Annotated in this window: 6 protein-coding genes; 5 read left to right on the top strand and 1 reads right to left on the bottom strand. The window is 70.5% G+C overall.

Features of this window, described 5'->3' with window-relative positions; all coding sequences use genetic code 11:
- Positions 1–21 precede the first annotated feature (21 nt).
- The 4 genes from LzC2_RS19155 to LzC2_RS19170 all read left to right on the top strand — a co-directional run bounded on the left by LzC2_RS19155 (position 22) and on the right by LzC2_RS19170 (position 3,881).
- Complete coding sequence (locus LzC2_RS19155; protein WP_171189639.1) at positions 22–660, top strand: sigma-70 family RNA polymerase sigma factor; 639 nt, start codon at positions 22–24, stop codon at positions 658–660.
- Between the two features lie 154 nt (positions 661–814).
- Positions 815–1,528: an HAD family hydrolase gene (locus LzC2_RS19160; protein ID WP_171189640.1), complete on the top strand. Its 714-nt coding sequence runs from the start codon at positions 815–817 to the stop codon at positions 1,526–1,528.
- A gap of 34 nt (positions 1,529–1,562) precedes the next feature.
- A complete protein-coding gene (locus LzC2_RS19165; protein WP_171189641.1) occupies positions 1,563–3,068 on the top strand; it encodes an SRPBCC family protein in 1,506 nt (501 codons plus the stop codon).
- Between the two features lie 81 nt (positions 3,069–3,149).
- The gene (locus LzC2_RS19170; protein WP_171189642.1) at positions 3,150–3,881 is read left to right on the top strand and encodes a hypothetical protein; all 732 of its coding nucleotides are present in this window, start codon (positions 3,150–3,152) and stop codon (positions 3,879–3,881) included.
- Here LzC2_RS19170 and LzC2_RS19175 read toward each other — a convergent pair whose 3' ends face one another.
- Positions 3,882–4,853, bottom strand: coding sequence for an HDOD domain-containing protein (locus tag LzC2_RS19175; RefSeq protein WP_171189643.1), 972 nt, complete (start codon positions 4,851–4,853; stop codon positions 3,882–3,884).
- Positions 4,854–5,443: 590 nt separating this feature from the next.
- On the opposite strand from LzC2_RS19175, the gene LzC2_RS19180 reads away from it, so the two are divergent.
- Positions 5,444–6,772, top strand: coding sequence for a hypothetical protein (locus tag LzC2_RS19180; protein ID WP_171189644.1), 1,329 nt, complete (start codon positions 5,444–5,446; stop codon positions 6,770–6,772).
- Positions 6,773–6,821 lie beyond the last annotated feature (49 nt).

Below are 6,821 nucleotides of genomic sequence, written 5' to 3' on the forward strand. Positions count from 1 at the left end.
CCCCCGATCCCCGCCCCCGCGATGTGGCCGAACTCCGACGAGACCCAACAGCTGCTCGCCGACGCCGGCGGCGATGAGGGAGCCGCACGCACGGACGCCCGCAACGACCTGATGGACCGCCATCGGCGTTCGCTGGAGCGGCTGGTCCGCATGCGGCTCGATCGGCAGGTCCAGCGACGCGTCGACGCCAGCGACGTCGTGCAGGACGTGCTGATGGAGGCCCACAAACGGCTCGACACGTTCCTGGCGGACGGTTCGATGCCGTTTCACCTCTGGCTGCGACAACTGGCCCGCGACCGGATCATCGACATGCACCGCCGCCACCGGGCCGCGGCGAAGCGCAGCGTCGACCGGGAGCAATCGCTGCAAGGCCGCCCCGGCGACGACGACAGCGGCGCCGCGCTGGCCGCCCAGTTGAAAGACGCCGAGCTGACGCCCGCCGCGGCGACGATTCGGAAGGAGCTCGAACAGAAGTTCGTCGCCGCGCTGGATGAATTGAACGAGGACGACCGCGACCTGTTGCTGATGCGGCATATCGAAGGCCTCGGCAACAGCGAAGTCGCCCAGGCGCTGGGTCTGAGCCAACCCGCTGCCGGCATGCGACACCTGCGGGCGCTCAGGCGATTGCGCAAGGTGCTGGGCGACGCGGCGGAGCCGTGATCCATAGGCGCCATACAAGCCCGAAGCGCAAGCTTCGGCTGTGCGCCGCCAGAGTCATGAATCGTTGACCGATCACCCCGTGACAGTCTCGCCGCTCACCCCCTCGCTCCGCTCGTCTGCCGAAGCTTGCGCTTCGGGCTAGTAGGATGGACTTATGATCGCTTTATTATTTGACATCGACGGCACCCTGCTCGCCGCGGGCTCGGGCGGGCCGGCGATGAGGGCGGCGGCGGTCGAAGCGTTCGGCTTCTATCAGGAGGATCTGGACGTCTCCTTCTCCGGCCGCACCGACACGGCGATCAGCCTCGACTATCACGCCGCCCACGACGCTGAGCACACGCCCGACAGTCATGCGACGTTCCGCGACGCCTACCTCGCCGCGTTGCCCACGGCGCTGGCGACCGGCGGCGGGCGCGTCCTGCCCGGCGTACGGGAGCTGTTGGAGGCGCTGTCCGGCCGGGAGGACGTGACGCTGGGCTTGCTCACCGGCAACTTCGCCCCCGGCGCCGCGGCGAAGCTCTCGCACTTCGGGTTGGAGCATTTCTTCGACCTGTCCGTCGGCGGGTACGGGGACCACTCGCCCGATCGAAACGAGGTGGCGAAGGCCGCGATGGAGGTGTTGCCGGCGGGGATGGACGAGGTCTGGGTGATCGGCGACACGCCCGCGGACGTGACCTGCGGGAAGTCCGTCGGGGCGAAGACGCTGGCCGTCGCGACCGGCTCGCACCCCCGCGGCGAACTGTCCGGCTGCGCCCCGGACCTGCTGCTGGACGACTTGTCCGACACCCCCGCCGTCCTGCGGGCGCTGGGGTTGGCGGAGGGATCGCCGGGCCGGGGGATGAACCCTCCGGCACGCCGACGGTTCTGAAGGCGTTCGCCCCCGTTCTCGATCCCGCGTCGCCATGACCAACCCGCTCGCCCCGTCCGGGCCGGTCTCCCGCACGGCGTATCTCGCGTGGGGTTTCGGTCTGGCTCTAACGAAGTACGCCGTGGAGGCGCTGTTCGTCGCGGCGACCTCCGGGCGCACGCTGGGGCCGTTGGAGTTTCTCTCGCCGAGCGTCAGCCGCCTGGACGAGTTCGCCCGACTGGGTGACTGGGCGGGGCCGCTGTACGTCGTGTGGACGCTGCCGTTCGTCTACGTCTGCGCCGCGATGAGCGTCCGGCGGGCGGCGACCGCGGGGATCAGCCCGTGGTTGGGGCTGTTGTCGCTGGCGCCGTTTCTAAATCTGGCCGTGTTCGCGTTTCTGGGCTTCGCCCCGAGCAGGCCGCCTCGCCCCGCCGCGGACCCCAAACCGGAATCTGACCCGCGGCTGATCCCAGACTGGCCGACGACCGCGGAGGAGACCCGAATGCTGCGTGCCGAGAATCTGCCCGCCCGGCCGACAGCCCCGACGCGACAGACCGACTCCGCGGGGACGTGGACGGTCGCGGGGATCTTTTTCGGGCCGATCTACACTGTGGCGATGGTCTTCACGTGCGTTTATGTGCTGAAGGATTACGGGGCTCCGCTGTTCTTTCTCACCCCGATTCTGGTGGGCGCCGTCGCGGGGTACTGTGCGAACGCTGTGGAGCGGGTCGGCGCGGGACCGACCTTGGGGTTTGCAGCGCTGGCGGCGCTGGCCTCCTACGGCGGGCTGTTGGTCGTGGCGTGGGAAGGAATCGTCTGTCTGCTGATGGCGTTGCCGCTGGCTCTCCCGCTGGCGCTGATCGGCGGGGCGCTCGGGGGAGCGATCGCGAATACGGTGCGCTCAGACGACCGGTCGCGGTGGGACTCCGGGGCGACGGCGTGCCTGATGCTCGCGCCGCTCGGCAGCGTGGTCGCGCCGGCGAACGAAGCGCCGATCCGGCCGGTCGTCACCAGCATCGTGGTCGACGCCCCGCCGGCGGCGGTCTGGGAGCGGGTGATCGCCTTCCCCGAACTCGACCCGCCGGAGGAGTGGTACTTCGAGACCGGCCTGGCCTACCCCGTCGGCGCCGTCATCGAAGGCGAGGGCGTCGGCGCCGTGCGACGCTGTCGATTCAGCACCGGGGAGTTCGTCGAGCCGATCACCGCGTGGGAGCCGCCCGGCGGCGACGGGACGAAAACGTCGCCGGGGCGCTTGGCGTTCCGCGTCTCTGAACAGCCCACGCCGATGGTCGAATGGCACCCGTGGGCGGAGATTTCCCCGCCGCACCTGCACGGCACGTTCGAGAGCATCCGCGGGGAGTTTCTGTTGGAAGCCCTTCCCGGCGACCGCACGCGGCTGACCGGCACGACGTGGTGCCGGACGAAGATGGCTCCGCACGGTTACTGGGCCGCATGGACCGACGCGATCCTGCACCGTGTCCACGGTCGCGTGCTGGGCCATGTCGCCGAGCTTGCCGAGGCCGACACGGCGCAGGGAATTGCGGCAGGCGAAGACCTGTGATCGGCGGGGACCGGCGATAGTCTGGCGGCGTTCGCCGACCCGCTCGCGGTCGCGTCTCAATTCTGATCGAAAGCAGGAGCTATGAAATCCCTCGCCGTACTGCTTGCCGTCGGGTCGACGGCAGGTTTCGCGATCGCTCAGGAACCCCCAGACGCCGCGACCGCAGGCGCCGAGACGGCGATTCTCGAACGAGACGGCTTGATCGTCGCGGAGGCGGAAGACTTCTTTCAACAGACCGCGACCGACAAGCGGGCCTTTTATCTCACCACGCAAGACGCGACCCCGACGGTCGCGCCGGACGGCGATCCGAATCACGCCGCGACCGCGAGCGGCGGGGCGTATTTAGAGATCCTCCCGGACACCCGTCGCACCCACGGCGACAAGCTGATCAAAGGCGAGAACTTCTCGCCCGATCCCGGCAAGCTGGCCGTACTCTCTTATAAGATCCGGGTCGAGACCCCCGGACGCTATTACGTCTGGGTGCGGGCGTTCTCCACCGGAACGGAGGACAACGGCCTGCACGTCGGTCTCGACGGCGAGTGGCCCGAAAGCGGCCAGCGGATGCAGTGGTGCGAGGGGAAACAGACCTGGCGCTGGGACAGCCTGCAACGCACCGAGGCGAACCACTGCGGCGAACCGCACCGGATCTATTTAGAGATCGAGGAGCCGGGCGAGCACGTCGTGCAGTTCTCGATGCGCGAGGACGGGTTCGAGTTCGATCGCTGGCTGATGACGACCGACCGCGACTTCGCCCGTCCCGCGGGCGTCGGCCCGCAGGCGTCGCCGCGTTCTGAAACGAACGCGCCGAAGTAATTAGCGCAGGGCGCTCGCCATCAGGCGGGCGCCGTATCCGCGGCCGGACTCCGGTTTGCGACCGGCGGCGGCGAGGATCAATTCCGGGCAATCGAGGTGTTTCGCCCACTCCACCGTCGTGAGCGTTCTGTCCGGGGCATCGACCCCGGGATAGAGGTCGGCGTCCTCCGCGGCGGCATTGAGCACGCCGGTCAGCACGCGGCCGGTCGTGCGGCCGGGGAAATACTCCCGCACCAGTTCGTCGGCGTTCCGCACCGATTCCGCGCTCGGGAAGAGCACGGCTTCGGCGAGTCGATCCGCGACCCGCACGACCAGGTCCAACGCGGGCAACGGGGTTCCGTCGGGGCTGCTGATGTGGACCGCGAGGTGATGTCCGGCGGCGGCGTTCGCCAGTTCCTCCGGCAGCCCCCAGCGGGACAGGAACCGACCGCCCAGTTCGGCATGATCCATGCCGAATCGCGCCCGCTCCGCCGCCATCAGCGGCGAACCGTGCGGCGTATTAAAGTACATCTTGGGATAGTCCGCGGCCTCGAATCCCCCCAGCAGCATCACCCCCAGATCGCACAGCAGGGCGGCGGTGTAGGCTTCGTCGGCCGCGGGAGATTCGCCCCCTTTGGACAGTTCCGCAGCCGCCGCGGCGCTGACGACCGCCCGCCGCCAGACCGCCGCGTGCAGCGGTTTCTCCGGGGAGAACCGGTCCGCCAGACTGAACGTGACCGCCAACAAACGCAGGCTCCGCCGACCGATATACGCCGCGGCCCGCCGCACGCCGGTCACGCGGTGCCGCAAGCCGTAGCGGGCGCCGTTCACCACCCGCAATAATTTCGCGGTCAGGGCCGGGTCGCACTCCACGCACCGCACCACCTCCCGCATGTCGTAGTCCTCGGAGGCGGTCAGCCCCAGCAGCCGGCGCGACGCGACGTTCCCGGCCTGAAGCTCCGCCACGGAGTTCATATAGGCCTCCAGCTTCACCCGATCGGCCGGCGCGGACGAGGCGCTGCCGGGCGCCCCCGGGGTCGACGGCCTGGCATCCGGTGGAACGGAGTTCGACGGAACGCGCTCCGACGAAGCGGCATCGGACGATCGGGGGGCGCAGCGAACGAGGGCGGCGGCGGTCATGGGCTGGGCGGCGGAGGGGGGAAACCGCAGGGGAGGCGATGCGGGCTCGGCAACCACTCGCATCGCTCAAGGGGTAGGTCGAGAAGCGGAGCCGGGCGCGGATCGCTCGTTCGGGGAAAATGCGTCTGGGCAAGATCGATCCGCCCACGCGCCGGTCGCGCCGATTGGCGGGACCTTCGGGATTCGGCCCGCCCCGTCGCGAACTCGGTCCGACGAACGATCCGGCGCGACGAACGGATGCGAACTACGGTCGCCTTGTCTCGACGCACGTCTGTGTCGCGTTCGCCGGGTTCCCCCCATCCCTCCCCGCCGCTGTTATGTCCGCCCTGCCGACCGGCGACGAACTGAAGTCACTCCCGTTGCGGGCCGTGGTCGCTTATGCACACCGTTGCGCCGCTCGGGCGGCGCGGCGCTGTTTGCCGGATACGAACTCCTCCGGCAGGATGCCCTCGTCGTTCGGGTGCGGGGAAGCGGTCCGCCGCGCCCTGCGACCCGCCGCCAAGATCGCCGCCGGCGAGGCCGTCTCCACCCGCGAACTCACCGCGGCGGAAGACGTAATCGTCGCCACCGTCGCCCGACTGGGCCGGGGCGACTCCGACGACGGCACGACCGATCCCCCGGCGAACGCACGCCGGACCGTCTCCACGGAGCGGGCCGTCGCGCTCACGGCCAACTCCGCGTACGCCGCGTTGGCGGCCGCCTCCGCGGTCGCGGAAGAAGGCGCCGGCAGCCGATCGATTCGCGGCCACCGGGCGGTGCTCAGCGCCGTCACCGCCGCCGAGGCCGCCGCCGACGCCTGTCCGGCGATTCGCATCGGCATGCGACGGGATTTCGGACTGCTCACCCGGTTGAATCTCGGCGCCTTCCCCGACCCCGGCCGCGGCGTGGACGTCTCCGACGGCGGCCCCCTGGGCACCTGCGGCGACGACGGCCGGCGTGACGCCGCCTTCGAAGCGAACGAAGAGGCGGAGGCCGAAGCGGAACGGACCGAGACGGGACGGGCCGAGGCGGAAGAAGCCGCGACGGGAGTCGTCGAGGCGAACGAAGCCGCCGTCCCGCCCCGCGATTCCGAACCCGCGGACGACGCTGCCCCCGCCGCCGCGCCGCCGCCGACCGCCCAGCGTCCGCGGCCGGAGTTGCTCGCCCTCACCAATCCCTTTTCGGACATTCCCGGTTCGACGCATCCGTTCAGCCTGGCGACCACGTGGCCGTCCGGGCTGACGGACCCGTTCGCCAACCCGTTCGCATTGCCCTCCGCCGCGGAACGGCATTGCGCCTCGACTGAGGAACCGGCGACACGGAGTCGGTCCGAGACGCTGAGCCGATCCGAAACGCCGAGCGAACGGAACGAGCGAGCCGAGCCAGACGATGCGGGGGGCGGTCCGGCCCGCCGCTCCGCGGCGCTGGCGCGGAAGGAAGCGACGCTGTCGACCCGCGACGCCGCCCTCTGCACCCGGGAGGCCGAGCTGGCGAAGCGGAGCGCCGATCTGGCCGATCGGGAAGCGGACGCCGCCGACCGGGAAGCGGATCTCGAGGATCTCGAAGCGGCGTTGGAGGAACGCGCGATGGCCCTCGACGCCGCGACGCGGGCGGTGGCCGAACGCGCCCAGACCGCCGCCGGCGAGTTGGCCGCCGCGCGGGCCGAGCGGCAGGAACTGGAGGAGGCCGTCGCCGCCCTCCACCGCGTCTTCGCCCAACACCCCGTCCTCAGCGGCCCGCCGCGCCGACCGGCTCCCCGGGAATCGGCGTCTCCCGCTTCCGTCCTCACCTGAGAGGCGACGTACGCCGTCGCCCGCCCGGCTTCCCCCGCCGGCTCCCCTC

Origin of the sequence: Alienimonas chondri (genome assembly GCF_013036045.1) — a bacterium.
In the GTDB taxonomy this organism is placed as follows: domain Bacteria; phylum Planctomycetota; class Planctomycetia; order Planctomycetales; family Planctomycetaceae; genus Alienimonas; species Alienimonas chondri.

Excerpts from the sequence above, each read along its gene's own strand:
- LzC2_RS19155 (WP_171189639.1), top strand. The coding sequence starts at position 22 with ATGTGGCCGAACTCCGACGAGACCCAACAGCTGCTCGCCGACGCCGGC.
- LzC2_RS19160 (WP_171189640.1), top strand. The coding sequence starts at position 815 with ATGATCGCTTTATTATTTGACATCGACGGCACCCTGCTCGCCGCGGGC.
- LzC2_RS19165 (WP_171189641.1), top strand. The coding sequence starts at position 1,563 with ATGACCAACCCGCTCGCCCCGTCCGGGCCGGTCTCCCGCACGGCGTAT.
- LzC2_RS19170 (WP_171189642.1), top strand. The coding sequence starts at position 3,150 with ATGAAATCCCTCGCCGTACTGCTTGCCGTCGGGTCGACGGCAGGTTTC.
- LzC2_RS19180 (WP_171189644.1), top strand. The coding sequence starts at position 5,444 with ATGCCCTCGTCGTTCGGGTGCGGGGAAGCGGTCCGCCGCGCCCTGCGA.